This window comes from Paraburkholderia strydomiana (assembly GCF_046030495.1).
GTDB lineage: Bacteria > Pseudomonadota > Gammaproteobacteria > Burkholderiales > Burkholderiaceae > Paraburkholderia > Paraburkholderia strydomiana_A.
In genome coordinates this window covers 12135-35026 of the sequence record NZ_JAQQCJ010000016.1, presented here as the reverse complement: position 1 = coordinate 35026, position 22892 = coordinate 12135, and the positions used below count along the sequence as shown (strand labels likewise).

Here is a 22892-nt window from a genome sequence, read left to right as displayed (position 1 = left end):
AAGGGCCGTCAAGTCGGGTGCAGCGCAGGAAAATGTGGGGTGGACAGGCACTCATTGCAACCCAATATAACGCGCCTCAAAGCGCTTGTACAGCCACCAGAATATCGTCGACATGGCCGGGCACTTTCACGCCGCGCCACTCCTCGCGCAGCACCCCTTCGGCGTCGATGAGGAACGTGGAGCGCTCGATTCCCCGTACTTCTTTGCCATACATTTTCTTCATTTTGATGACATTGAAGAGGGCGCACAGGTTTTCTTCCGGATCGGAGATCAGCGGGAAGGGCAGTTCGAGCTTGGCCTTGAAATTGTCATGCGAGCGCAGGCTGTCGCGCGACACGCCGATGATTTCCGCGCCGGCCTTCCTGAACTTCGGATACAGATCGCGGAATTGCAGACCTTCGGTCGTGCAGCCCGGCGTGTTGTCCTTCGGGTAAAAATACAGCACCACCTTCTTGCCCCGCAGCTTGGACAGCGTGATCTCACCACCGGTAGCGGGGGCGGTGAAGTCGGGGATGGGTTGGTCGACTGCGATGGACACGAGGTTCTCCGGTTTGTTATGGCCGGCGCCGTTTTGCTGCTGCGGCGTCGGCCTGGCATCGAGGCTTATGGGGAGGTCGGCGCCTGCGCGCGCGGTGGTGGTTCCGGTTGTGGTTCCGTCTCGCGCGGCGGCCGGCGGTCAGGGTTGGCCGCCGATTGGTCGCTCAGGGCTGGACGATCAGCTCGCCGGAACGCCCTGGAATTTCGCCCCACGTAACAGGGTACGATGGCAGCGTGCTGCGGTCTAGCGTGGCGTAGTAATCACCCATCGTCGCGAAGGTATGGCCTTGCGCGCGCCACCCTCGCAGCAACTGTTCGAAAATCGGCGCCAGCTTTTGTCCTTCGAGTTCCGCGTGCAACGTGAACACCTGGTCGTGCGGATTGTTGGCCGTGTGCTTCAGCATCCATTGCGCGACGTTGTGCTCGTCGACCCCGTCCACGCCGAGCACTTCATCGAGCGTGGGCAGCGTCGTGGGCATCTGTACGTGGCTGAGCGTCCTGCCGCCGACCACCGGCAGATACGGCGAGTGGCCGCGCCCGTCGGACGCGTACTGCATGCCCCACGCGTCGATCTGCTCGAACGCATGGCCGTTCATCTGCCAGCCCGCCGCGCCGTGCGTGGCCGGCGGGCCGCCGAACACCTCGACGAAACGGTCATGGCTTTTCTGCATCTGCGCGCTGGTCCACGCGCGGTCTTTCGAGCGCACGTTGTCCTGCCAGTACACGTGATCCCACGTGTGGATGCCGCATTCGAAACCGGCTTCGTGGATCGCGCGCATCTCGGCGGCTGCCTTGGCGCCAATGTCCGGACCGGGCAGCAGCACGCCGTACATCAATTGCTTGACGCCGTAGTGCTCGACCACCGAGGTGCGCGACACCTTCTTCAGAAAGCCCGGCCGCAGCACACGGCGCATCGCCCAACCGGTGTGGTCGGGGCCGAGGCTGAAGAGGAAGGTGGCGCGCGCCTTGAAACGATCAAAGATGCGCGCGAGATTCGGCACGCCTTCGCGGGTGCCGCGCAGCGTGTCGACGTCGATCTTCAGGACGATACGAGCCAAGGCGATCCGCCCTTATTGCTGTTCGACGAGCGCGCGGGCTTCGCCGACATGGCCGCGATACGCTTCGAAAATCTTGCGCAGCGCTTCGTCGAAAGTCGACTTCGGCGCCCAGCCGAGTTCCTGCATCGTGTTCTCGATTTTCGGCACGCGGTTCTGCACATCCTGATAGCCTGCGCCGTAGTACGCGCCCGACGACGTTTCGATCAGCTGCACCTGCTTGGCCGTGTCCGCGTATTCGGGGAATTCGGCGGCGAGCGTCAGCATCTTGTGCGCGAGTTCCCGCACCGAGAAATTGTTGGTCGGGTTGCCGATGTTGTAGATCTTGCCGGTGGCGACGCCGTCCTTGTTCTCGATGATCTTCATCAGCGCGCCGATGCCGTCGTCGATATCGGTGAACGCGCGTTTTTGCGCACCGCCGTCGACGAGGCTGATGTTCTCGCCGCGCACGATGTGGCCGAGGAACTGCGTGACCACGCGCGAGCTGCCTTCCTTCGGCGTGTAGATCGAGTCGAGGCCCGGGCCGATCCAGTTGAACGGACGGAACAGCGTGAAGTTCAGGCCTTCCATGCCGTAGCCCCAGATCACGCGGTCCATCAACTGCTTCGAGCACGCATAGATCCAGCGCGGCTTGTTGATCGGGCCGTACGACAGTTGCGATTCTTCCGGATCGAACTGCTCGTCCGTGCACATGCCGTAGACCTCGGAGGTCGACGGAAACACGAGGTGCTTGCCGTACTTGACGGCCGAACGCACGATCGGCAGGTTCGCCTCGAAGTCCAGTTCGAACACGCGCAGCGGCTGCTTCACGTAGGTGGCGGGCGTCGCGATCGCGACCAGCGGCAGGATCACATCGCACTTCTTGACGTGATACTCGACCCACTCCTTGTTGATCGTGATGTCGCCTTCGAAGAAGTGCATCCGCTCATGATTGATGAGGTCGCCCAGACGTTCGGTCTGCATGTCCATCCCGAAGACTTCCCAATCGGTCGTTTCGAGAATGCGTTTGGACAGGTGATGGCCGATGAAGCCGTTCACACCCAGAATCAGGACTTTTTTCATGAAGGTCGGGGAGTTTGGATGAGCTGGGCGAATTCCGCCGGACTGACGACAGTTTCGCCGCCGTCGTGCTGGTGCCGCAATTCGTGGATGATGATCGAGCGGCCGTCGCCGCAGATCGCAAAAACGGCATTATCGCTTACGTGCAGGCCCGGCGGCAAATCCGGACGGAGCGCGCCGGGCGCGGCCAGCCGTGCGCGGGCGACGATAAAGCGGTGGCCGTCCAGATCGGTGAACGCGCCGGGATAGGGCGGCGCGACCGCGCGAATCAGGTTGTAGACCTGCTGCGCGGGCTGGCTCCAATCGAGCCGGCCGTCTTCCGGCTTGCGTCCGCCGTAGTAGCTGCCGTGCGCGAGATCGTTCGGCAGATGCGGCGCTTCGCCTGCCAGCAGTGCCGGCAGCACGCGCCACAGGGTTTGCTCGGCGGCGACCGTGACCTTGTCGAACACTTGCGCGGCGGTGTCGTCGGGCAGGATCGGCACAGGCGTCTGCGCGATGATCGCGCCCGCGTCGGGCTTGGCCGCCATTTCGTGCAGCGTCGCGCCGGTTTCGGTTTCGCCGTGGATCACCGCCCAATTGGTCGGCACGCGGCCGCGGTATTTCGGCAGCAGCGAGCCGTGCATGTTGTAAGCGCCCCGTGCGGCGAGCGCGAGCAGGTCGACCGGCAACATGTGGCGGTAGTAGAACGAAAAGATGAAGTCCGGGCGCGCGGCGCTCACCGCGGCGCGCAACTCCGCGCTCTTCGGATCGGCCGGCGTGAGGACCGCAATGCCGTGCTCGGCCGCGACCGAGGCCACGCTGCCGAACCAGATGTTTTCGCTCGGGTTGTCTTCGTGGGTGACGACCAGCGCCACGTCGACGCCGCGCGCGAGCAGCACCTGCAGGCAGCGCACGCCGACGTTGTGATACGCGAATACGACGGCGCGCGGCTTCATGGCGTCGGCCCCTGATCGGTCAGCGGCGCGGCTTGCACCGCCTGCACGACGGCCTGGCGCGGTACTTCGGCGACGGCCGCGCCGTCGCGCTCCTCAAGTATGGTTTGCACCAGATAGCGCGGCCGCGCGCGCACCTGCTGATAGATCCGGCCGATGTACTCGCCGAGCAGGCCGAGCGCGAAGATGATCACGCCGAGCAGGAAGAAGGTGATAGCGAACAGCGTGAACACACCTTGCACTTCCGCGCCGATGATGAAGCGGCGAATCAGCAGCAGCACGAACAGCGCGGCGGACCCGAGCGACAGGATCACGCCGATGAACGACAGCCATTGCAGCGGCACCACCGAGAAGCCGGTGACGAGATCGAAATTCAGGCGGATCAGCGAGTACAGCGAGTATTTCGATTCGCCGGCAAAACGCTCTTCGTGAGCGACTTCGATTTCGACCGGATTCTGCGCGAACGTGTACGCGAGTGCCGGAATGAACGTGTTGATTTCGCCGCAGCGATTGATCGTGTCGATGATGTGCCGGCTGTACGCGCGCAGCATGCAGCCCTGGTCGGTCATCTTGATGCGGGTGATGCGCTCGCGCAGCCGGTTCATCGCGCGCGAAGCCTTGCGGCGCCACAGGCTGTCCTGGCGTTGCAGACGGATCGTGCCGACGTAGTCGAAGCCTTCGCGCATCTTCGACACCAGCTTGCCGATTTCCTCCGGCGGATTCTGCAGGTCGGCGTCGAGCGTGATGACGATTTCGCCGCGCGATTGCTCGAAGCCCGCGAGAATCGCCATGTGCTGGCCGTAATTGCCGTTCAGCAGGATCACGCGGGTCGTGTCCGGCCGCGCGCGGAACTGCTCGGCGAGCAGGGCGGCGGATTTGTCGCGGCTGCCGTCATTGATGAAGATCACTTCGTAACCGGTGCCGAGCGCGTCGAGCGCCGGGTAGAGGCGCGCGAACAGCGCGGCCAGCCCGGCTTCCTCGTTGTACACCGGGATGATGATCGACACTTCCGGTGCGGCGGCGCGATGTTCCGAATAAATCATTTCCGCTTATTTTCCGTATTGTTCGCAAATTTCATTGACCGCGCGGCAGACGCGCTCCACGTCGTTTTCGTTCATCAACGTGAAGAGCGGCAGCGTGACGGTGCTCGCGCCGAAGCGCTCCGCATGCGGGAACATGCCTTCCTTGAAGCCGAGCGCGCGATACAGCGTGAACAGATGGATCGCCGGGTAATGCACGCCCGACCCGATGCCGCGTTCCTTCAGTTGCGCCATGAAACCGGCGCGGTCCAGCGAGAGTTTTTCCAGCGGCAGCGTGATCTGGAACATGTGCCAGTTGCTGTTCTCGAAGTCGGCAAACGGCAGGCCGACGCCCAGTTTCGCCGCCGCGCCGCCTTCGAAGCCCGCGAAATACGCGCGCACGAGTTTTTTGCGCTGTTCGAGAAAGCGCGCGAGATGCGGCAGCTGGCCGAGGCCGACGCGCGCGGCGACGTCCGTCAGATTGTATTTGCCGCCGAGCACGTCGCAGTCCATGCCGTCGAAGCCCGTGCGGGTGATGCCTTGCAGGCGGTATTTCTGGGCCAGCACGGCTTCTTCTTCGTTGTTCAGCACCAGCGCGCCGCCTTCGATCGAGGTCAGGTTCTTGTTCGCGTGGAAGCTGAACGACACGATGTCGCCGAGCTTGCCGATACGCTCGCCGTTCCACGTCGAGCCGAAGGCCTGCGCGGCGTCTTCGATTACGCGCAGCTTGTGCGCGCGGGCGATCGCGTAGAGGCGGTCCATGTCGACCGGCAGGCCGGACAGAAACACCGGCAGCAGCGCCTTGGTGCGCGGCGTGATGGCCTTTTCGAGCAGATCGAGGTCGATGTTGCGCGTCACCGGATCGATGTCGACGAACACCGGCGTAGCGCCGGTTTCGAGGATCACGTTGCTGGTCGAGACCCACGAGGCGGGCGTCGTGATGACTTCGTCGCCCGCGCCCACGCCGGCAATGCGCAGCCCGATCTCCAGCGTCGCCGTGCCGGAGTTGAACGTGCGCACCGGACGGCCACCGCAGAACTCGGAGAGCGCCGCCTCGAACTTCTGGTTCTGCGGACCGGTGGTGATCCAGCCGGAGCGCAGCACGTCGGCGACGCCCTGAATCGTTTCTTCATCGATTTCAGGTTTGACAAACGGCAAAAACGGGACTGTTGACTGGCTCATGAATGCTTCGCTCGATTGAAAAGGGCGCTACCCGAAGGGCGCGAAGTAAACCACAAACTACGCGCAAACCCAAGGTGGCGGCGAAAAATGCGCAACCGCAAAGGATACTGGGATCAACCTTAGGTCATGCTTAGTCCGTCCACAGGCTGCGCTTACGGCATCTTGCTCCCGGCCGGCCCGCGCCGGCCCGGCGCGGACGATAAACGGTAATAAAAACGTTTCCGCCAGCACGCAGCCGCGGTGTTCGCGTCTAGCTGCGCGCGACGATGATTACGCCGATCAGGATGATGCCGATCCCGACCAGCTTCTGCACCGACAACACTTCGCCGAACAGGTACCACGCCGCGAACGCGTTGACGACATAGCCGAGTGACAGCATCGGATAGGCGATCGACACGTCCACTCGTGACAGCCCCACCACCCAGACTACCAGGCTCACGACATAGCACGCGAGCCCGGCGATGAGCGGCGGCTGGGTTGCGAGCCGCCAGCCGATGGGCAGGATGTTCGCACGGGTGAATTCGAAGTGTCCAACGGCATTCGTGCCGGCTTTGAGCAGCAACTGGGCGGCGGCGTTCAACGTCACGCCGGCGAGGATGCAAAAGAGGGAAATCGGGTTCATCGAACGAGTGAATGTTGAGATGGGGTCATTGTTGTGGTTTTTCCACGGCCGCCGGCGCGTCGGCGGCCGCGAGCGGCTTCATCACCACCACGCGGCGCGAATCGCGCGCGATCACCTGCATCGGCAGGCCTTCCTTGAGCAGGCGCTCGTAGGTCGGCGGCGGGATCAGCGCGAGCGCGTAGCGCTCGGCCTTCCAGCGTTGGATCCACGCGTCGATGGACGGCACCCACTTCTGCGGTTCGACGGACACGCCGAACGCCAGTTCGTCGGGATGCTCGACCATGATCATCGTGTGGTCGATATAGAACGGCAGCGTGTGGTCGAGCACGCCGACCGAGTAGAACGGCGTATCCGCAGGCAGCTTCGCGAGTTCGGCCTTGATCGCGGGGGCGAGCGGCGCGCCTGAGCTGAGGCGGCCGAACACGTCGTGACCGGTGCCGGCGATCGTCCCGAGCAGCAGCCACGCCGCGCCGAAGCAGGCGATCGCACCGAGGCTGCCGGCCCGGCTGCGGCGGTTCAGCCACAGCGCGCCGAGCGTCAGCGCGAACGCGACGCCGAGCGCGCCCAGCACCCAGCCGCGGTACTCGGCGTACAGCTCGGCCGGGTTGCGCGCGCTGCCCAGACGCGTCATGAACAGCGCGGCAAACGCGGCGACGACGAGAAACAGCGCATAGCCCGCCAGATGCCGGCGCAACTGATCGCGCGTGAGGAGCGGCAGATACATGCCGATCAGGAGCGCGATCGGCGGGGCGATCGGCAGCGTGTAGGAGAGCAGCTTCGAATGCGACGCGCTGAAGAACAGGAAAATGAAGGCGATCCACACGAGCATCAGCGTGACCGGCGCGAAGCCGTTCGGCTGGCGCGGCTGGCGCCACGCGTGGCGCACGCTTTGCAGCGTCACCGACAGCCACGGTAGAAAGCCCACCAGCAGCACCGGCACGAAGTAGTAGAACGCGCCGGGGCGGTTCTGCTCGGGCGTCAGGTAGCGCTTGAACTGCTGGACGATGAAGAAGAAGTTCAGGAATTCCGGATTGCGTTGCTGCACCAGCACGAACCACGGCGTGACGATCACGAAGAACACGATCAGGCCGCCGATCAGATGCAGGCGTTTCCACAGCGCCCAGTCGCGCGCGATCAGCGTGTAGAGCACCAGCACGGCGCCCGGCAGGATCACGCCGACGAGCCCCTTGGATAGCACCGCCAGCGCCATCGACCCCCAGCACACCCACATCCAGCCGCGCACGCACGAGCCCGGCAGGTTGGGGCGTTGCGCGAGCATCAGCGCACAGAGCGTCAGCGCCATCCAGAACGACAGGCCCATGTCGAGCGTGTTGAAGTGGCCCATCAGGTTCCAGTACGGCGAGCACGCCAGCACGATCGCGGCGAAAACGCCGGTTGCCGTGTTGAACACACGCGCGCCGGTGAAGCCGATCAGCAGCACGCCGGCGAAGCCCGTCAGCGCGGTGTACAGACGCGCCTGCCACTCGCCGATGCCGAACCACGCGAACGTGAGCGCGTTCGCCCAGGTTTGCAGCGGCGGCTTCTCGAAGTACTTGTAGGCGTTGTAGCGTGGCGTGATCCAGTCGCCGGTGACGAACATCTCGCGCGCCATTTCGGCATAGCGGCCTTCGTCGCTAGGCAGCAGATGGCGCCAGCCGAGCGGCACAAACCAGATCACGGCTAGAGCCAGCACCAGCAGCAGGATCGTGGTGCGGTTGAGCGGTAGCCTCGACGGCGTATCGTTCATGAGTTTCAACCTTTATGGCGACGCCGCGTGGGCGGCGAAGCGATGTTGTCTGGAAATGGCGACCGGTCGTTCGCGGAGCGGCCATTCGCGGAGTACTGCGCGCGGAGCTGCGGCGACACGCCGGCCGCAGTCGGCTTCGGCGGTGGGCGCTCGGGCGTCGGCTGCCGTGTGCGCGGCGCTACGACGCTGCGCATGACCAGGCGCGATTTGCCGGCTCCACACCGATGGCGCGCAGTGTACGTTATCGGCCGTGATGCGGCGAGGGCGCGAGGGCGGCGCGGCGCCGTGAGCGTGCTTTCGCGGGACGGCAGCGGGCAGCGTGCCGCCCTTGCGAAGCCCGACGGGATGGCACTGCGGCCACACCGCGACCGTACCGGCGCGTGATCGCAGCGCGCTACGCCTCGATCAGCAACGCGGCGGCGACCTTGCGGCCCTCGGCCATCAGAATGTTGTAGGTGCGGCAGGCGGCCTTGAAGTCCATCGTTTCGACGCCGATGCGCTTCGCGGTGAGCGCGGCCGTCAGGCGCGGGTGCGGAAAGCGCAGCCGCTCGCCGCTGCCGAATATGACTACTTCGGGCGCGGCGTCGATCAGCATCGCAAAGTGCTCGGCGCTCAGCTGGTCGAAAGACGAGACGGGCCAGGGGATGACCGGCGCCTCCGGCAGCACGAGGAGGCTGCCCGAATGGCGGACCGCATTGATTTCGACATAGTCGGCGCCGTAGCCGGTGACGGTGTTGAGGGAGCCGCTGGAATCCTGATGTAATTTCAAATTGGTTTTCCGAAGTCGTCGTGAGACATCATGCGTGTTGGCGGCCTGTTGGCCGGAACCAGCAAGGCGGTTCGACGCGATTGGACACAAGGGGCCAAAAAGAAGAAGGGGCCGAAAAGGCTTGCCGTTGCGGTTGGTGCATTGCGGAAGTCGGCCAAAATCCGCTAAATTATAACTTTTTAGCCGCTTTGCGGCGCCTCTCGCTCATATGCCGCCATAAGCGGCACTGAGTTCATCGGCGCGACCCACCGGCTACCTGCCCTGGTTTTGTCCGCTGTCACCGGATTTTTGTCCGTTTTTTGGCTGTTTTGCCCGAATTTTGTCCGATTTTTGTCCGTTTCGTGGCTCTGCCGGCGCAATCTGCCGCAGGCGCGACCAACGGGCGTGGGTGAAACTGCAGTCGAACGCCGAAAAGCGGCACGCAGGCGTGCTCAGGAAATCGCGCCGGCTGGGGTGAGCAGCGGCGGCTCGACAAAGCGGCCCAATCCGCGTTTGGCAGCCTTCGCCGGCCCTGCGCGTTCCGAACCCCGTACGGCGAACTTGCCCGGCCTGGCGTTTTTTAGCCCGTGTCTGTCCGCCCAAGCTATCAACCAGGATGAAGTGCCCGCCGTGAAACCGATTCTCAAATCCAATAAGTTGTTGAATGTCTGCTATGACATTCGCGGGCCCGTCCTCGAACACGCGAAGCGGCTCGAAGAAGAGGGCCACCGCATCATCAAGCTGAACATCGGCAATCTCGCGCCGTTCGGCTTCGAGGCGCCCGACGAAATCATTCAGGACATGATCCTGAACCTGCCGGGCTCGTCCGGCTACTCGGACTCCAAGGGTGTGTTCGCCGCGCGCAAGGCGATCATGCATTACACGCAGCAAAAGGGCGTGCACGGCGTCGAGCTGGACGACATCTACATCGGCAACGGCGCGTCCGAGCTGATCGTGATGGCGCTGCAGGGCCTGCTGAACGACGGCGACGAAGTGCTGCTGCCCGCGCCCGACTACCCGCTGTGGACGGCGGGCGTGAGCCTCGCGGGCGGCACGCCGGTGCACTACATCTGCGACGAGTCGAACAGCTGGATGCCCGACCTCGATGACATCCGCGCGAAAATCACGCCGAACACGCGCGCGCTCGTCGTCATCAACCCGAACAACCCGACCGGCGCGCTGTACTCGGACGAACTGCTGCTCGGCCTCATCGAAATCGCGCGCCAGCACGGCCTCGTGATCTTCGCCGACGAGGTCTACGACAAGATCGTCTACGACGGCAAGACGCACACGTCGATGGCCGCGCTCTCCGAAGACGTGCTCACGGTCACGTTCAACAGCCTGTCGAAGAGCTACCGCTCGTGCGGCTACCGCGCCGGCTGGATGTTTATCTCGGGCCTGACCGGCGAGAACCGCCGCAACGGCCGCGATTATTTCGAAGGTCTCGGCATCCTCGCGTCGATGCGGCTGTGCCCGAACGTGCCCGGCCAGTACGCGATCCAGACCGCGCTCGGCGGCTATCAGAGCATCAACGACCTGATCGTGCCGAGCGGGCGCCTGTACAAGCAGCGCGAACTCGCGTATGACATGCTGACGGCCATCCCCGGCGTGAGCTGCGTGAAGCCCGAAGCGGCGCTGTACATGTTCCCGCGCCTCGATCCGAAGGTGTACCCGATCAAGGACGACCAGCAGTTCATCCTCGATCTGCTGCTCGAAGAGCGCGTGCTGCTCGTGCAGGGCACCGGTTTCAACTGGAAGTCGCCGGATCACTTCCGCGTCGTGTTCCTGCCGAACGTGGACGACCTCGCGGATTCGATCAACCGGATCGCGCGTTTCCTCGACGGCTACCGCAAACGTCACACGGCCTAGCGCACAATGTGGCGCACGGCGCGGCAAGCACTGCTGCGCCCGCCACCGGCACTCGTCTCTTTTTAATCACCTACTCGAAAACACACGCTGCATGGAACCGATCAAAGTTGGACTGCTGGGCTTCGGCACGGTAGGCAGCGGCACCTTCACGGTACTGCGTCGCAATCAGGAAGAAATCAAACGCCGCGCGGGCCGCGGCATCGAGATTGCGCGCATCGCCGTGCGCAATCCCGCGAAGGCGACGGCGGCGCTCGGCACACAAGCGGGCACCGTGGCGCTGACCGATGACTTCAACGCGGTGGTCGACGATCCGTCGATCGATATCGTGGCCGAAATGATCGGCGGCACCGGCGTGGCGCGCGAGCTCGTACTGCGCGCGATCAAGAATGGCAAGCACGTGGTCACCGCCAACAAGGCGCTGCTCGCGGTGCACGGCACCGAGATTTTCGAAGCGGCGCGCGCCAATGGCGTGATGGTGTCGTTCGAGGCGGCGGTGGCGGGCGGCATTCCGATCATCAAGGCGCTGCGCGAAGGGCTGACGGCCAACCGCATCCAGTACATCGCGGGCATCATCAACGGCACCACGAACTACATCCTCTCGGAAATGCGCGACCGCGGGCTCGACTTCGCGACCGCACTGAAGGCCGCGCAGGAACTGGGCTATGCCGAAGCCGATCCGACCTTCGACATCGAAGGCGTGGACGCCGCGCACAAGGCGACGATCATGAGCGCGATCGCGTTCGGCGTGCCGGTGCAGTTCGACAAGGCGTACGTCGAAGGCATCAGCAAGCTTGCCGCGATCGACATCAAGTACGCCGAGGAACTCGGCTACCGCATCAAGCTGCTCGGCATCGCGCGCCGCACCGACAAGGGCATCGAACTGCGCGTGCACCCCACGCTGATTCCGGAAAAGCGCCTGCTGGCGAACGTGGAAGGCGCGATGAACGCGGTCGTCGTGCATGGCGACGCGGTCGGCACCACGCTGTACTACGGCAAGGGCGCGGGCGCGGAGCCGACGGCCTCGGCCGTGGTGGCCGATCTGGTCGACGTGACGCGCCTGCATACGGCTGACCCGGAGCATCGCGTGCCGCATCTGGCGTTCCAGCCGGACAGCCTGTCGAACACGCCGATTCTGCCGATCGACGAAGTGACGAGCGGCTACTACCTGCGTCTGCGGGTGGCGGACGTGACCGGCGTGCTGGCGGACATCACGCGCATTCTGGCCGACACCGGCATTTCGATCGATGCGCTGCTGCAGAAGGAATCGGAGCAGGTCGACGCGAACGGCAAGGGCGAAACCGACATCATCCTGATCACGCACGAAACGGTCGAAAAGCACGTCAACGCCGCGATCAGAACGATCGAAGCGCTGAAGACCGTCGTCTCGCAAGTCACGAAGCTGCGCATGGAAGCGCTGAACTAGGCCCACTATGAACTACCTCTCCACGCGCGGCGCCGGAGCCGGCGAGCGCCATACCTTTTCGGACATCCTGCTGGGCGGTCTCGCGAAAGACGGCGGCCTGTACCTGCCGGCCGAATACCCGCGCGTCAGCGCCGACGAACTGACGCGCTGGCGCACGCTGCCTTACGCGGACCTCGCCTTCGAGATCCTGTCGAAGTTCAGCGACGACATTCCCGCCGAAGATCTGCGCGCACTCACGCGCAAGACCTATACGGCCGCGACGTACTGCAACGTGCGCGACGACGAAAGCGCCGCGCAGATCACGCCGCTGAAAACGCTGGGCGTCGAGAACGGCGCGCCGCTGTCGCTGCTGGAACTGTCGAACGGTCCGACGCTCGCGTTCAAGGACATGGCGATGCAGCTGATCGGCAACCTGTTCGAGTACGCGCTGGCCAAACATGGCGAGACGCTGAACATTCTCGGCGCGACCTCGGGCGACACCGGCAGCGCCGCCGAATACGCGATGCGCGGCAAGAAGGGCATTCGCGTGTTCATGCTGTCGCCGCACAGGAAGATGAGCGCGTTCCAGACCGCGCAGATGTACAGCCTGCAGGACCCGAACATCTTCAACATCGCCGTTGAAGGCGTGTTCGACGACGCGCAGGACATCGTCAAGGCGGTGTCGAACGATCACGAGTTCAAGGCGAAGTACAAGATCGGCACGGTCAATTCGATCAACTGGGCGCGTGTCGTCGCGCAGGTCGTGTATTACTTCAAGGGCTACTTCGCGGCGACGAAGTCGAACGACGAGCGCGTGTCGTTCACGGTGCCGTCGGGCAATTTCGGCAACGTCTGCGCGGGTCACATCGCGCGGATGATGGGGCTGCCGATCGAGAAGCTGGTGGTCGCGACCAACGAAAACGACGTGCTCGACGAGTTCTTCCGCACCGGTATCTACCGCGTGCGCAAGGCGGCGGAGACGTATCACACGAGCAGCCCGAGCATGGACATTTCGAAGGCGTCGAACTTCGAGCGCTTCGTGTTCGATCTGCTGGGCCGCGATCCGGCTCGCGTGCTGCAACTGTTCCGCGACGTCGAGGAGAAGGGCGGTTTCGACCTCGCGGCGAGCGGCGATTTCGTGCGCGTGAAGGAGTTCGGTTTCGTGTCGGGCCGCAGCAGCCACGATACTCGCGTGGAGACGATCCGTGACGTGTTCGAGCGTTACGACACGATGATCGACACGCACACGGCCGATGGTCTGAAGGTGGCGCGCGAGCATCTGCAACCGGGCATTCCGATGATCGTGCTGGAGACCGCGCAACCGATCAAGTTCGGCGAAACGATCCGTGAGGCGCTGTTACGCGAACCGGAGCGGCCGGCTGCGTTCTCGGGGCTGGAATCGTTGCCGCAGCGCTTCGAAGTGCTGCCGGCTGATGCGCAGCGCGTGAAGGACTTCGTCGTGGCGAACACGGGCGAGTAACCTGGGTGGTTGTCGTGCTGCGTGAGTCCAGGCGGCTCGCGCGGCACAGGTGGCGTGGCCGGGCCAAGGCGGCTGGATTCATGGCGACGCGCGTCGGGAAGCGTCGACTGGCCCGTCATACGACAGTACTTGCCGCGCAGTTCGCGGCGCCGCGTGCCGCGAAGCTCACGGCTCACGCCGCACAGCCCCGCATCACACCAGGCCGAACCCCCACCTCACACCCGGCCGCCCAGGCCGATCGCATCGACCGCTACAATGTTCTTTTAATCTGCGGCTTCGACACCTGAGATGTCCACACCAACGCCCCGCGCTCCCATGCTCGCCACTGCCGAAGCGTTGGCGACCCTGCTTGGCGCCGCGCGCCCGATCGACGGCACTGAATCCATTCCCACGCTCGAGGCGCTGAACCGCGTGCTGTCGGCCGACGTCACGTCGCCGCTCGACGTCCCGCCGATGAACACCAGCGCGATGGACGGCTACGCGATCCGTATCGCGGACCTTGCCGGCGAAGGCGCGAGCCGCCTGCCGGTGTCGCAACGCATTCCCGCAGGACACGCGCCCACGCCGTTGCAGCCCGGCACCGCGGCGCGCATCTTCACCGGCGCGACGGTGCCGCCCGGCGCGGACGCGGTCGTGATGCAGGAGCAAACCGAAGCCGCCGGCGATCAAGTCACGATTCTCCACGCCCCGCAACCCGGCGAATGGATCACGGCGCAGGGCGCGGACATCCGCAGCGGCTCGGTTATCCTGCCGGCCGGCACACGGCTCTCGCCGCAGGCGCTCGGGCTGGCGGCGTCGGTCGGCTGCGCGGAGCTGGCGGTGCGCCGGCGCGTCAAAGTCGCCGTGTTTTTCACCGGCGATGAGCTGACCATGCCGGGCGAGCCGCTCGAGCCCGGTGCGATCTACAACTCGAATCGCTTCACGCTGCGTGGTCTGCTGGAAAAGCTCGGCTGCGAGATAACCGATTACGGCATCGTCGCCGACAAGCTCGACGCGACCCGCGCGACGCTGCGCGAGGCTGCCCAGGCTCACGATCTGATCCTGACGTGCGGCGGCGTGTCGGTCGGCGAGGAGGATCACGTGAAGCCGGCTGTCGAGGCGGAAGGACGTCTTTCGATGTGGCAGATCGCGATGAAGCCGGGTAAGCCGCTCGCATTCGGCGCGGTGCGCCGTGCCGCATCGCGCGAGAGTGCGGGGGCATCGGCATCGGCCGAAACCTTCTTCATTGGCCTGCCGGGCAACCCGGTGTCCAGCTTCGCGACCTTCCTGCTGTTCGTGCGTCCGTTCGTGCTGAGCCTTGCCGGTGCCCGGAGCGTCGCGCCGCGTGCGCTGTCGCTGCGCGCGGACTTCACGCAGAGCAAGGCCGACCGCCGCAACGAATTCCTGCGCGCGCGGGTCAACGAAACCGGCGGCCTCGATCTGTTTCCGAATCAGAGCTCGGCCGTGCTGACTTCGACGGTGTGGGGCGACGGCCTGATCGACAATCCACCGAATCACGCGATCAGCGCCGGCGAGACCGTGCGCTTCATTCCCTTTTCCGAATTGCTGAACTGAGGCCGGCCATGCATCGCAGACCGGTAACATTCCGATGAAAATTGAACTCCGCTATTTTGCGAGCGTGCGCGAAGCGCTCAACCTGGCCGACGAAACCGTCGAGCTGCCCGACGGCATCGCGACCGTCGGCGACGTGCGCGCCTGGCTGCGCGTGCGCGGCGGCATCTGGGCCGAGACGCTCGCCGAAGGCCGCGCGCTGCGCATGGCCTGCAACCACGTGATGACGGGCGCCGGCACCCGCGTCACCGACGGCTGCGAAGTCGCGTTCTTCCCGCCCGTCACCGGCGGCTAGGCGCGCCGCCGCTCGCCTGCCCACACCCCCCAGGAGCCGCCGATGCCCGTTCGCGTTCAGACCGAAGACTTCGACCTCAGCACCGAGGTGGCCGCGTTGCGCGCGCGCAATCCGAAGATCGGCGCGGTTGCCTGTTTCGTCGGCACCGTACGTGATCTGAACGACGGGAGCGCGGTCGAGACCATGGAGCTCGAGCATTACCCCGGCATGACGGAGAAGTCGCTGGAGGCGATCGTCGTGAGTGCGCGCGAGCGCTGGCCGGGCATCGAGGTGCTGATCGTGCACCGGGTCGGCAAGCTCTATCCGCTCGACCAGATCGTGCTGGTGGCGACGACGGCCGCGCATCGCGGCGACGCGTTCGCGTCGTGTGAATTCGTGATGGATTATCTGAAGACCCAGGCGCCGTTCTGGAAGAAAGAGAAGACCGGGAGCGGCGAGCGCTGGGTAGACGCCCGCGTCACCGACGACGCCGCGCTCGCGCGGTGGGACAGCGACTCGGCGAATCAAACGCGGGAGTAGTCGCGCGCCGGGGCACGGCTGGACTGGACGGGCGGCGGTGCCAGCAGGTGCTCAATGTGCACCGGGCGCCCCGACCACCCACGACGCCCCGAACCTTGTCATTCACTCGTCGCGCGGCTGCCCGATGATCCGCGTCGGAAACGGCTCGCCCGCCGGACGTGCGGCATGGGCGTCGTCATCATGCGGCCGCCGCTTCGGCGCCACGCGTTCGAGCAGCGCCTGCTGCTCCGCCGGAATCTTGTAATCCCAACCGAAGCGGCTCAACTGCAGGCTCTGCGCGATACGCAGCGCCGGCTCCATGAAGCGCACTGCCGCAGCTGGCTGATAGCGGGACTCCACGGTGTCCAGAAACAGATACAGCCAGCGGCTGAAGTGCTGCGGTTCGACCCCGTCGAGCGGCTGATGCGCTTGCTGCACGTTGCCGCGGTACTGCTTCGCACCCAGCACGAGACTGCCCCAGAACGTGCACATCTTCGGCAGATGATCGTCCCAACGGCCCGCCAGCGTGGCGTCGAACACGGGGCCGAGCAGCGGATCGGCGCGCACGCGGTCATAAAAGCCATAAACGAGTTCGCGGATGTTCGCTTCGGTTGGCTCGGCGGCGCGCTCGACCACCGGCGCGGCGGGGAAAGACGGGTTCATGCTGATTCCAGAAAAAGGCGGCTTCGAATGGCGGCGCGTCACTCGGCGCGACAGGCGACCGGGCGCGAAGTGAAACCGTTTGCGAAGAAAGGAAGAGGACGGCGAATACCCTGCTTTTCTTACAAATGACCGAGGCGGGAAACGTTACCATTGCTACCGGTACATTAACGCCGCCTGTCGAGGAAAAATTACCAAACATGCCTATTGTCTGCATCTTAGGGTGAAGCGGCGGCCACCGGCAACCCTTGCATCGACGCGGTTATCTCCACGATCGCGGCTTGCGTCCATCGTGATACCTGCCCTATGAGACTGACGGATTATACGGATTACTCACTACGCGTCCTGCTGTACCTCGCGGTCCAGGGGGACGCGTTGTCGACGATTCAGGACATTTCGCAAGCCTACGGAATATCCCGGAACCATCTGATGAAGGTTGTGCAGCAACTCGCGGAACGTGGCTGGGTCGAAACCGTACGCGGGCGCAACGGCGGTCTGCGGTTTGTCGAGCACACCCGCGAATTGACCGTAGGCGAGGTGGTGCGCGCGACGGAAAGCGACTTCGCGCTGGTCGCCTGCTTGCCCGACCAGCGTGGCGAACACCGTCCGTGCGTGATCTCGCCGCAATGCCGTCTGCGCGCGGCGCTCCAGGCGGCGCGCGATGCCTTTCTTGCCGAGCTCGACCGGCATACGATCGGCGAGGTCACGCAGCCGCGAGGTGCACTGGCCGCGCTGCTCGGCATGAACGGTGCGATCCCGATCATGCCGGTCGTGCCGGTCGCGCCGGCCGACGGCGGCGCGTCGGCGACCTGAAACGGGGCGCAGACAGTTGTTTCGTTCAAATGTTAAATAGTTGCCGTTGGACGCAAAAAAGCGCTTGAATCCTGAATAAAACGCCTCATTTTGGTGGTAATCGAAATTGGAGGTCTCTTGATGAGAGTCGACAAACTCACCACTAAATTCCAGGAAGCGCTCGCGGATGCGCAGAGTCTGGCCGTCGGTCACGACAATCAATACATCGAGCCGGTTCATCTGTTGTCGGCGCTCGTCGCCCAGCAGGATGGTTCGGCGCGCTCGCTGCTCTCGCGTGCCGGCGTGCACGTGCAGGCGCTGCAAACGGCACTCGGCGACGCAATGACGCGGCTGCCGCAGGTGCAAGGCACCGACGGCAACGTGCAGATCGGCCGCGAACTGACCGGCTTGTTGAATCAGGCGGACAAGGAAGCGCAAAAGCTCAACGACACGTTCATCGCGAGCGAGATGTTTCTGCTCGCGGTCGCGGACGACAAAGGCGAAGCAGGGCGCCTCGCGCGTCAGCATGGCTTGTCGCGCAAGTCGCTGGAAAGCGCGATCGCGGCGGTGCGCGGCGGCTCGCAGGTGCATAGCCAGGACGCCGAAAGCCAGCGCGAAGCGCTGAAGAAGTACACGGTCGACCTGACCGAGCGTGCGCGGGCCGGCAAGCTCGACCCGGTGATCGGCCGTGACGACGAAATCCGTCGCTCGATCCAGATCCTGCAACGTCGCACCAAGAACAATCCGGTGCTGATCGGCGAACCGGGCGTGGGTAAGACCGCGATCGTCGAAGGGCTCGCGCAGCGCATCGTCAACGGCGAAGTGCCGGAGACGCTCAAGGGCAAGCGCGTGCTGTCGCTCGACATGGCCGCGTTGCTGGCCGGCGCGAAGTATCGCGGCGAGTTCGAAGAGCGGCTTAAAGCCGTGCTCAGCGACATCGCGAAAGACGAAGGCCAGACCATCGTCTTCATCGACGAAATTCACACGATGGTCGGCGCGGGCAAGGCCGAAGGCGCGATGGACGCGGGCAACATGCTCAAGCCGGCGCTTTCGCGCGGCGAACTGCATTGCGTCGGCGCCACCACACTGGATGAATACCGCAAGTACATCGAGAAGGATGCCGCGCTCGAACGCCGCTTCCAGAAGGTGCTCGTCGACGAGCCGTCGGTGGAGGCGACCATCGCGATTCTGCGCGGTTTGCAGGAAAAGTACGAACTGCATCACGGCGTCGACATCACCGACCCGGCGATCGTCGCGGCCGCGGAACTGTCGCATCGCTACATCACGGATCGTTTCCTGCCGGACAAGGCGATCGATCTGATCGACGAAGCCGCGTCGAAGATCAAGATGGAAATCGACTCGAAGCCGGAAGAGATGGACCGGCTCGACCGTCGTTTGATCCAGTTGAAGATCGAACGCGAAGCCGTGAAGAAGGAGAAGGACGAAGCGTCGCAAAAGCGTCTGCAATTGATCGAGGAAGAAATCGAGCGTTTGAATCGCGAATACTCGGATCTCGACGAAATCTGGACTGCCGAAAAAGCCGCGGTACAGGGCAGTGCGCAATTGAAGGAAGAGATCGAGAAAACGCGTGCGGAAATCACGCGCCTGCAGCGTGAGGGCAAGCTCGAAAAAGTCGCCGAGTTGCAGTACGGCAAGCTGCCGGGACTCGAAGCGCAACTGAAGGAAGTGACGCGGGCCGAGGCGGAAGAGCAGAACAGCCCGCAGCGTCGGCGGCTGTTGCGCACGCAGGTCGGGGCGGAAGAAATCGCGGAAGTCGTGTCGCGTTCTACGGGCATTCCGGTCTCGCGCATGATGCAGGGCGAGCGCGAAAAGCTGCTGCAGATCGAGGAGAAACTGCACGACCGCGTGGTCGGTCAGGACGAAGCGATCACTGCGGTGGCCGATGCGATCCGCCGCTCGCGCGCGGGTCTGTCAGACCCGAACCGTCCGTATGGTTCGTTCCTGTTCCTCGGGCCGACCGGTGTGGGCAAGACCGAACTGTGCAAGGCGCTGGCTTCGTTCCTGTTCGATTCGGAAGATCATCTGATCCGTATCGACATGAGCGAATTCATGGAGAAGCACAGCGTCGCGCGCTTGATCGGTGCGCCGCCCGGCTATGTCGGTTACGAGGAAGGCGGTTATCTGACCGAAGCCGTGCGCCGCAAGCCGTATAGCGTGATCCTGCTCGACGAAATCGAGAAGGCGCATCCGGACGTGTTCAACGTGCTGCTGCAAGTGCTCGACGACGGCCGCATGACCGATGGTCAGGGCCGTACCGTGGACTTCAAGAACACGGTGATCGTGATGACTTCGAACCTTGGTTCGCAGGTGATCCAGGCGATGGTCGGCGAGCCGCAGGAAGCGGTCAAGGATGCGGTGTGGGAAGAGGTGAAGCTGCACTTCCGGCCCGAGTTCCTGAACCGGATCGACGACGTCGTGGTGTTCCACGCGCTCGACCGCTCGAACATTCAGTCGATCGCGCGTATCCAGCTCCAGCGTCTGCATGAACGGCTTGCCAAGCTCGACATGCAACTCGTGGTGTCCGACGAGGCGCTCGAACACGTCGGCAAGGTCGGCTACGATCCGCTGTTCGGCGCGCGGCCGTTGAAGCGCGCGATCCAGCAGGAGATCGAGAACCCGGTCGCCAAGCTGATTCTGGCCGGCAAGTTCGGTCCGAAGGATGTGATTCCGGTCGAAGTGGAAGACGGCAAGCTGGTGTTCGAACGCGTCGTGCATTGACCAGTGAGGCGCGGGTGCGGCGGTGGTCGAGCCGCCTCGCACCGCCCACATGCAAAAGCGGCAACGAAGGTGACTTCGTTGCCGCTTTTTTTTGTCTGATCGACTAGCCAGCCGCTCAGGCGAGGCCGCCCGCTTGCTGAGGCGTGCTTTTATGCGTTCTTGTTGCCGAACAGCGCCGACAGCCCGCCGAGCGCGCCGAGCACGGTGGTGGCATTGAGCTTGCCCTCGGCCGGCACTTCGCCTTCGGGGGTCGCCGCGTTGACGACATGCGGCAGAATCTGCGACAGCAGGCCTGTGACCTGGTCCGGTTCCACGCCGGCTTTCGCCGCGAGGTTAGTCACGGTTTCCGAGCCGAGTACGCTATGCAGCGCATCGGGTGCGATCGGCTGATTCTCGCCATTGCTGACCCATGACGAAACCACGTCGCCGAGGCCCTTTTCCTTGAAGCGATCGATCAGCCCATTCAGGCCGCCCGGCTGGTTATTGACGAATTCGAGTGCGGCTGTGATCAGCGCTTGCTGGCCACCGCCGCCTTCGGGCGATTTGCCAAGCAGGGAACCGATAGTGTCGAGTAGGCTCATGACGGTCTCTCTTGAATGCCGACACGTGCGTGACGGGTCAGCGGGTGAAAACGCCGCGCGGTTGCGCGGCGCGGTGGAAAAGGCGGACGGTCGGCAGCGGGACGGTTTCGGTGCGCGCATGCCATGGAGATCATGCAGATCATGCGCGCACCTGGGAGTCCTCGCGATGCCGTCGCCACCACTTTGCGCATCGTTGCGTTACGCGCCAGAGGCCGCCGCGGCCGAGGCGGCCTTGCTCTTCTTTGCCTTCTTCTTCGATGCCTTGGTGCCGGACGCGTCGGCCGGCGCGGTGGCCGCAGGTGCGGCGGCCGGTGCGGAAGCCGCTGCTGCTTCGGATGCCGCGGCCTTGCTCTTCTTCTTCTTCGACTTCGATGCTTTCGCGCCCGACGCTTCCGCGGGAGCCGGGGCTGCGGTCGTGGCCGGAGCCGGGGTGGTCGCCGCGGGCGCTGCTGCCGGTGCCGCCTTCGTGCTGCTGGTCGACTTCGTCGCAGGCTTGGCGCCGGTCGGGGGCGCGCCCGAGCCGTTGATCGTCAGGCCGGCCGCTTCGAGGTTGGTGACGGACTTGGCGCCGATGCCCTTGACGCGGGTGGCGAGATCGTCGGCGTCCTTGAACGGGCCGTTTTTGGTGCGTTCGTCGATGATCGCCTTGGCGTGAACGGGGCCGATGCCCTTGACCGATTCGAGCGCCGCCTGATCGGCGGAATTCACTTCGACGGCCGCCGCAAATCCGGCCGACAGCGACAAAGCCACAGCAACGCAAAGCATTAAAAGCTTCTTCAGCATGGCAAGCACTCCATTGAGGGCAAGTAAGTAAGCCGGGAACGGACGACGCATCCTGTCAGCAGGCGCTGCGTCTAAGCATAGAACAAATCGCGCGCCCTTATTTGTGAACGCCGCCGATTTATACCGATCGATTCGTGACAAGTAAATCAGGCCGCACAATATTTAAACCTTTTGCTTAGCCATTAGGCTGTTCTGAGTTTATCCATTCAATGCTGTCCGCTATAAAAAATCACACCGCAGACACATGACAGCGGTGAGCGCTTGACTTAGAGTGCACTCGAAGTCCTAACCTGAGTCCGTCATGTCGAAAATCTCAACCGCACTCACCATCGGTCAGGTGGCCGAAACGATCGGCGTCTCGACGCATACGCTGCGCTATTACGAACAGGCCGGGCTGATCCGCGAGGTCGGGCGCACGCAGGCGGGGCATCGCCTGTATTCGCCGGCCGATCTCGACTGGCTGCGCTTCGTGATGCGTCTGAAAGCGACCGGCATGCCGATCGCCGGTATGCAGGCGTTCGCGGCGCTGCGTGCACAAGGCCAGCCGACGATGGGCGCGCGCCGCGACCAACTGGTGGCGCACCGGGATGCGGTTTTGGCGCGGATCGCCGAATTGCAGAGCAATCTGGGCGCGATCGTCGACAAGATCGCGTACTACGAGACGGCCGGGCGCAACGGCGGCGCGGTTGATGAGCCGACACGACAGGGCGGTGCGACCGCATCGTTTTCACATTCGGAAAAGGACTCACCATGGACTACGCACAAAACGACCGCTACACCCGGGGCTGGGACAAGCTGAAGGAGATCGACGGCGCGGCCGGCGAACAGGTGATCGCCGCGCTCGCGCCGATCGCGCCGGATTTCGGGCGGCTACTGATCGAGTTTGGTTTCGGCGATATCTACAGCCGGCCGCAGCTCGATCTGCGGGCGCGTGAAATTGCGACGATTGCGTCGCTCGCGACGCTCGGGTGTGCGCAGCCGCAACTCAAAGTGCATATCGAGGCGGCGTTGAACGTCGGTTGTACACGCGAGGAGATCGTCGAGGTGTTCATGCAGATGGCGCTCTATGCGGGTTTCCCGGCGGCGCTGAACGCGCTGTTCGCCGCGCGTGAGGTTTTCGAGCGACACGATCGGGCGGGGGAGGCGGGGCTGCGGGAGATGGCTGAGGAAGTGGAGGCGGGGTAACCGATGTGACGTCGGTGGGACAAGCGGTGCCTGTAGGGGCCGCTTTTTCTGTGGGCTAAAAAGCAACTAACCGTCTGCTTCTGATAGTGTCGTCGACGGGACGCGAGCGGCTAAGCCGCGAAGTACTGGTCAGCGAGGCGCGGCCGCCAGCTAGAC

22 protein-coding genes are annotated in these 22892 nt (G+C 64.1%); 10 read left to right on the top strand and 12 right to left on the bottom strand.

Annotation, left to right across the window (positions count from 1 at the left end):
* Positions 1-76: 76 nt before the first annotated feature.
* From PQQ53_RS21280 to PQQ53_RS21240, 9 genes are all read right to left on the bottom strand, one after another.
* A complete protein-coding gene (locus PQQ53_RS21280; protein ID WP_121318430.1) occupies positions 77-538 on the bottom strand; it encodes a peroxiredoxin in 462 nt (153 codons plus the stop codon).
* 163 nt (positions 539-701) lie between these two features.
* Positions 702-1595 carry a polysaccharide deacetylase family protein gene (locus PQQ53_RS21275; RefSeq protein ID WP_408325956.1) on the bottom strand — a complete coding sequence of 298 codons (894 nt, stop codon included), beginning with the start codon at positions 1593-1595 and terminating at the stop codon, positions 702-704.
* A 12-nt stretch (positions 1596-1607) separates the two neighbouring features.
* Positions 1608-2654, bottom strand: a complete 1047-nt coding sequence (locus tag PQQ53_RS21270) for a bifunctional UDP-4-keto-pentose/UDP-xylose synthase (protein ID WP_408143159.1) — start codon at positions 2652-2654, stop codon at positions 1608-1610.
* Positions 2651-3586, bottom strand: a complete 936-nt coding sequence (locus PQQ53_RS21265) for a formyltransferase (protein WP_408143161.1) — start codon at positions 3584-3586, stop codon at positions 2651-2653. The genes PQQ53_RS21270 and PQQ53_RS21265 overlap by 4 nt, the downstream gene beginning before the upstream one ends.
* The gene (locus PQQ53_RS21260) at positions 3583-4626 is read right to left on the bottom strand and encodes a glycosyltransferase (RefSeq protein WP_408143162.1); all 1044 of its coding nucleotides are present in this window, start codon (positions 4624-4626) and stop codon (positions 3583-3585) included. The genes PQQ53_RS21265 and PQQ53_RS21260 overlap by 4 nt, the downstream gene beginning before the upstream one ends.
* A gap of 6 nt (positions 4627-4632) precedes the next feature.
* Positions 4633-5784, bottom strand: coding sequence for a DegT/DnrJ/EryC1/StrS family aminotransferase (locus PQQ53_RS21255; protein ID WP_408143164.1), 1152 nt, complete (start codon positions 5782-5784; stop codon positions 4633-4635).
* Between the two features lie 250 nt (positions 5785-6034).
* Positions 6035-6406: an SMR family transporter gene (locus tag PQQ53_RS21250; protein ID WP_408143166.1), complete on the bottom strand. Its 372-nt coding sequence runs from the start codon at positions 6404-6406 to the stop codon at positions 6035-6037.
* Positions 6407-6431: 25 nt separating this feature from the next.
* Complete coding sequence (locus PQQ53_RS21245) at positions 6432-8153, bottom strand: glycosyltransferase family 39 protein (protein WP_408325953.1); 1722 nt, start codon at positions 8151-8153, stop codon at positions 6432-6434.
* Between the two features lie 394 nt (positions 8154-8547).
* Positions 8548-8922 carry an Mth938-like domain-containing protein gene (locus PQQ53_RS21240; protein ID WP_408325951.1) on the bottom strand — a complete coding sequence of 125 codons (375 nt, stop codon included), beginning with the start codon at positions 8920-8922 and terminating at the stop codon, positions 8548-8550.
* Between the two features lie 600 nt (positions 8923-9522).
* Between PQQ53_RS21240 and PQQ53_RS21235 the strand changes: the two genes are divergently transcribed.
* The 6 genes from PQQ53_RS21235 to moaE all read left to right on the top strand — a co-directional run bounded on the left by PQQ53_RS21235 (position 9523) and on the right by moaE (position 16017).
* Positions 9523-10770, top strand: coding sequence for a pyridoxal phosphate-dependent aminotransferase (locus tag PQQ53_RS21235; RefSeq protein WP_408152551.1), 1248 nt, complete (start codon positions 9523-9525; stop codon positions 10768-10770).
* Between the two features lie 91 nt (positions 10771-10861).
* Complete coding sequence (locus tag PQQ53_RS21230) at positions 10862-12193, top strand: homoserine dehydrogenase (RefSeq protein ID WP_408152552.1); 1332 nt, start codon at positions 10862-10864, stop codon at positions 12191-12193.
* 7 nt (positions 12194-12200) lie between these two features.
* The gene (gene thrC, locus PQQ53_RS21225) at positions 12201-13652 is read left to right on the top strand and encodes a threonine synthase (protein ID WP_408152553.1); all 1452 of its coding nucleotides are present in this window, start codon (positions 12201-12203) and stop codon (positions 13650-13652) included.
* Between the two features lie 315 nt (positions 13653-13967).
* On the top strand, positions 13968-15206 hold the full coding sequence (locus PQQ53_RS21220; RefSeq protein ID WP_408152554.1) for a molybdopterin molybdotransferase MoeA: 1239 nt from the start codon (positions 13968-13970) through the stop codon (positions 15204-15206).
* Between the two features lie 34 nt (positions 15207-15240).
* On the top strand, positions 15241-15498 hold the full coding sequence (moaD, locus tag PQQ53_RS21215; RefSeq protein WP_408143176.1) for a molybdopterin converting factor subunit 1: 258 nt from the start codon (positions 15241-15243) through the stop codon (positions 15496-15498).
* 42 nt (positions 15499-15540) lie between these two features.
* Positions 15541-16017, top strand: a complete 477-nt coding sequence (moaE, locus tag PQQ53_RS21210) for a molybdopterin synthase catalytic subunit MoaE (RefSeq protein ID WP_408143178.1) — start codon at positions 15541-15543, stop codon at positions 16015-16017.
* Between the two features lie 102 nt (positions 16018-16119).
* Here moaE and PQQ53_RS21205 read toward each other — a convergent pair whose 3' ends face one another.
* Positions 16120-16659, bottom strand: coding sequence for a group III truncated hemoglobin (locus PQQ53_RS21205; RefSeq protein ID WP_408325948.1), 540 nt, complete (start codon positions 16657-16659; stop codon positions 16120-16122).
* A 303-nt stretch (positions 16660-16962) separates the two neighbouring features.
* On the opposite strand from PQQ53_RS21205, the gene PQQ53_RS21200 reads away from it, so the two are divergent.
* Both PQQ53_RS21200 and clpB read left to right on the top strand, forming a co-directional pair.
* On the top strand, positions 16963-17469 hold the full coding sequence (locus PQQ53_RS21200; RefSeq protein ID WP_408143182.1) for an Rrf2 family transcriptional regulator: 507 nt from the start codon (positions 16963-16965) through the stop codon (positions 17467-17469).
* A gap of 120 nt (positions 17470-17589) precedes the next feature.
* Positions 17590-20187, top strand: coding sequence for an ATP-dependent chaperone ClpB (gene clpB / locus PQQ53_RS21195; protein ID WP_408143184.1), 2598 nt, complete (start codon positions 17590-17592; stop codon positions 20185-20187).
* Positions 20188-20336: 149 nt separating this feature from the next.
* Here the strand turns inward: clpB and PQQ53_RS21190 are convergent, their stop codons facing one another.
* Both PQQ53_RS21190 and PQQ53_RS21185 read right to left on the bottom strand, forming a co-directional pair.
* On the bottom strand, positions 20337-20888 hold the full coding sequence (locus tag PQQ53_RS21190) for a YidB family protein (protein ID WP_408143186.1): 552 nt from the start codon (positions 20886-20888) through the stop codon (positions 20337-20339).
* Between the two features lie 78 nt (positions 20889-20966).
* Complete coding sequence (locus tag PQQ53_RS21185; RefSeq protein WP_408326122.1) at positions 20967-21551, bottom strand: ComEA family DNA-binding protein; 585 nt, start codon at positions 21549-21551, stop codon at positions 20967-20969.
* Between the two features lie 301 nt (positions 21552-21852).
* On the opposite strand from PQQ53_RS21185, the gene PQQ53_RS21180 reads away from it, so the two are divergent.
* Both PQQ53_RS21180 and PQQ53_RS21175 read left to right on the top strand, forming a co-directional pair.
* Positions 21853-22350, top strand: coding sequence for a MerR family transcriptional regulator (locus PQQ53_RS21180; protein ID WP_408325945.1), 498 nt, complete (start codon positions 21853-21855; stop codon positions 22348-22350).
* Positions 22302-22736 carry a carboxymuconolactone decarboxylase family protein gene (locus PQQ53_RS21175; protein ID WP_408143190.1) on the top strand — a complete coding sequence of 145 codons (435 nt, stop codon included), beginning with the start codon at positions 22302-22304 and terminating at the stop codon, positions 22734-22736. Before PQQ53_RS21180 ends, PQQ53_RS21175 begins: the two co-directional genes overlap by 49 nt.
* Positions 22737-22892: the final 156 nt, after the last annotated feature.

Bases quoted from the DNA above. Each gene is read 5' to 3' on its own strand.
- PQQ53_RS21270 (WP_408143159.1), bottom strand. From the start codon at position 2,654: ATGAAAAAAGTCCTGATTCTGGGTGTGAACGGCTTCATCGGCCATCAC.
- PQQ53_RS21265 (WP_408143161.1), bottom strand. From the start codon at position 3,586: ATGAAGCCGCGCGCCGTCGTATTCGCGTATCACAACGTCGGCGTGCGC.
- PQQ53_RS21260 (WP_408143162.1), bottom strand. From the start codon at position 4,626: ATGATTTATTCGGAACATCGCGCCGCCGCACCGGAAGTGTCGATCATC.
- PQQ53_RS21255 (WP_408143164.1), bottom strand. From the start codon at position 5,784: ATGAGCCAGTCAACAGTCCCGTTTTTGCCGTTTGTCAAACCTGAAATC.
- PQQ53_RS21250 (WP_408143166.1), bottom strand. From the start codon at position 6,406: ATGAACCCGATTTCCCTCTTTTGCATCCTCGCCGGCGTGACGTTGAAC.
- PQQ53_RS21245 (WP_408325953.1), bottom strand. From the start codon at position 8,153: ATGAACGATACGCCGTCGAGGCTACCGCTCAACCGCACCACGATCCTG.
- PQQ53_RS21230 (WP_408152552.1), top strand. From the start codon at position 10,862: ATGGAACCGATCAAAGTTGGACTGCTGGGCTTCGGCACGGTAGGCAGC.
- thrC (WP_408152553.1), top strand. From the start codon at position 12,201: ATGAACTACCTCTCCACGCGCGGCGCCGGAGCCGGCGAGCGCCATACC.
- PQQ53_RS21220 (WP_408152554.1), top strand. From the start codon at position 13,968: ATGCTCGCCACTGCCGAAGCGTTGGCGACCCTGCTTGGCGCCGCGCGC.
- moaD (WP_408143176.1), top strand. From the start codon at position 15,241: ATGAAAATTGAACTCCGCTATTTTGCGAGCGTGCGCGAAGCGCTCAAC.
- moaE (WP_408143178.1), top strand. From the start codon at position 15,541: ATGCCCGTTCGCGTTCAGACCGAAGACTTCGACCTCAGCACCGAGGTG.
- PQQ53_RS21205 (WP_408325948.1), bottom strand. From the start codon at position 16,659: ATGAACCCGTCTTTCCCCGCCGCGCCGGTGGTCGAGCGCGCCGCCGAG.
- PQQ53_RS21200 (WP_408143182.1), top strand. From the start codon at position 16,963: ATGAGACTGACGGATTATACGGATTACTCACTACGCGTCCTGCTGTAC.
- clpB (WP_408143184.1), top strand. From the start codon at position 17,590: ATGAGAGTCGACAAACTCACCACTAAATTCCAGGAAGCGCTCGCGGAT.
- PQQ53_RS21190 (WP_408143186.1), bottom strand. From the start codon at position 20,888: ATGCGCGCACCGAAACCGTCCCGCTGCCGACCGTCCGCCTTTTCCACC.
- PQQ53_RS21185 (WP_408326122.1), bottom strand. From the start codon at position 21,551: ATGCTGAAGAAGCTTTTAATGCTTTGCGTTGCTGTGGCTTTGTCGCTG.
- PQQ53_RS21180 (WP_408325945.1), top strand. From the start codon at position 21,853: ATGTCGAAAATCTCAACCGCACTCACCATCGGTCAGGTGGCCGAAACG.
- PQQ53_RS21175 (WP_408143190.1), top strand. From the start codon at position 22,302: ATGGACTACGCACAAAACGACCGCTACACCCGGGGCTGGGACAAGCTG.